Here is a 2,234-nt window from a genome sequence, read left to right as displayed (position 1 = left end):
TCGTGGGTCAGCGCTGCGGCGGCGGGGGCGCGCCCCACCCGCCGGGCTGCTGCGGGAAGCCGTAGCCGGGGTGCTGCGGCGGATAGCCGTACCCCGGCGGCGGCTGACCGGGACCCTGGCCCTGCCCGGGCAGCGGCGGCGCCATGTGCGGCGGCAGCCCGCCGTCCTGGGTCCACAGACCCTGCTGCTGCTGGGCGCGGACGAAGTCCTCGGCGATCAGCGCGGCGAGATCGAAGTACGCCTGCCGGGTCTTGGGGCGCATCAGGTCCAGGTCCAGCTCGGCACCGGCCGCCAGATGCTCGTCGAACGGGGCGACGACCACGCCGCGGCAGCGGGTCTCGAAGTGGGCCACGATGTCCTCGACCTTCACCAGCCGGCCGGTCTCCCGTACCCCGGAGATGACCGTGACGCTGCGCTGCACCAGCTCGCCGTAGCCGTGGGCGGCCAGCCAGTCCAGAGTGGTGCTGGCGCTGCTGGCGCCGTCCACGGAGGGCGTCGAGACGATGATCAGCTGATCGGCGAGGTCGAGGACGCCGCGCATCGCGCTGTAGAGCAGGCCGGTGCCCGAGTCCGTGAGGATGATCGGGTACTGCTTGCCGAGCACGTCGATGACGCGGCGGTAGTCCTCGTCGTTGAAGGTGGTGGAGATCGCCGGGTCCACGTCGTTGGCCAGGATCTCCAGGCCGGAGGGCGCCTGCGAGGTGAACCGGCGGATGTCCATGTAGCTGTTGAGGTACGGGATCGCCCCCACCAGGTCGCGGATCGTGGCACCGGTCTCCCGGCGCACCCGGCGGCCGAGCGTACCGGCGTCCGGGTTGGCGTCGATCGCGATCACCTTGTCCTGCCGCTCACTGGCGAGCGTGGCGCCGAGCGCGGTGGTCGTGGTGGTCTTGCCCACGCCGCCCTTGAGGCTGATGACGGCGATCCGGTAGCAGGACAGCACGGGGGTGCGGATGACGTCCAGCTTGCGCTGCCGCTCCGCCTCCGCCGCCTTGCCGCCGATCCGGAACCGGGAGCCCGCCTTGGAAGCGGGCTGGGAGCGCTGCTTGTTGCGGCGCTTGTCCTGCAGCAGCCGGTCGGAGGACAGCTCGACGGAGGCGGTGTAACCGAGCGCGCCGGGCTGGGCCCCCTCGTACGGCTGCGCGGCCGGCCAGCCCGCCGCGGCCCGGGGGTCCTGCGGCGGCTGCGGGCCCTGGGGCTGCTGCGGCTGCTGCGGCTGCCCCTGGTGGGCCTGCGGGTGCGGCCCCGGCTGCTGCGGCGGCGCGAACTGCGGACCGCCCGGATGGCCGTACGGCGGCGGCCCGGCGGGGCGGTCGCTCTGGTCGTCCTGGCCGGGCGACGGCGCCTGCGGGTGGTGCGCGTACGGGTCCGCGGGCCGCGGCTGCGGGTAGGGCTGCCCGGGAGCGGGCTGGTGCGGGTACGCCGGGGCGGCGGGCGGCTGCTGCGGCGCCGGCTGCGCGTGCGGAGGGTGACCGCCGCCCGGTCCCTGCTGAGCCGGCCGACCCGGCTGCGGGTACGGGGCGTGGGCGGCGGGGCCGGGCCCACCGTGCTCCGGGACACCCGGGTACGGCGCGGGCGGCGGCGGGCCCTGCACCGGCCCGCCCGGCGTCTGGCCCGGAACGGGCTGCGCGTATGGCGCGGCGGGCCCGGCCTCCGGCGCCCCGGCCACCGGCGGCTGCGGTGCGGCGGCGGGCGGCGCGGGGGGCGCCGCCGCGGGCGGGGTGTACGGCGTGAGCGGCGCGTGCGGGGGCGCGGGCGTGGCCGCCTGCTGCGGGAAGGACGGCGGTACGGCGTCCTGCGGGCCGTCCTGCTCCGGCTCCGCTTCCGCTTCCGCCTCCGCGTCCCGCGGGCCCTCGTCCGCCTCCTCCGGAGCCGGAATGGGCGTCTCGGGCTCCGCACGGGCGAACTCGACCCGGACGGGCGGCTGCTGCTGTGCGCCGTCCGCCCCACTCTTCGGGGTGAAGACGAACGTGGCATCCGACGCGGGGGCGGCAGCGCCGGGACCCTCGGAAGCGGCACCGGCCGGTTCGTCCCGCTCGGGAGACGCGGTGGACGCGGGCGCGGCGGACTCCTCCGCCGTCTGCTGCCCGTCGGCTGCCTCGTCCTTCTCTTCCCGCGCTGCGGCGGGCTCCTCCGGCGCGTCGGCCCCGGCCGCCGCCGGCGGCGGCTTGATCTGGAAGTCCGGCGGCAGCGGCGGCAGTCCACCCGGCGGCGCGGACGGCGGCACCGGCGGG

1 protein-coding gene is annotated in these 2,234 nt (G+C 77.2%); it reads right to left on the bottom strand.

The genetic code is table 11. The features are described from left to right. Nucleotides 1-7 precede the first annotated feature (7 nt). A partial coding sequence (locus tag ACFV5N_RS05780) for a MinD/ParA family protein (RefSeq protein WP_385594534.1) occupies nucleotides 8-2,234 on the bottom strand: 2,227 nt, incomplete at its 5' end.

The sequence above is a fragment of the Streptomyces sp. NPDC059853 genome, assembly GCF_042731495.1.
Classification (GTDB): domain Bacteria; phylum Actinomycetota; class Actinomycetes; order Streptomycetales; family Streptomycetaceae; genus Streptomyces.
Note: the sequence above shows the minus strand (reverse complement) of the source record. Positions and strands in the feature narration are given on the sequence as shown.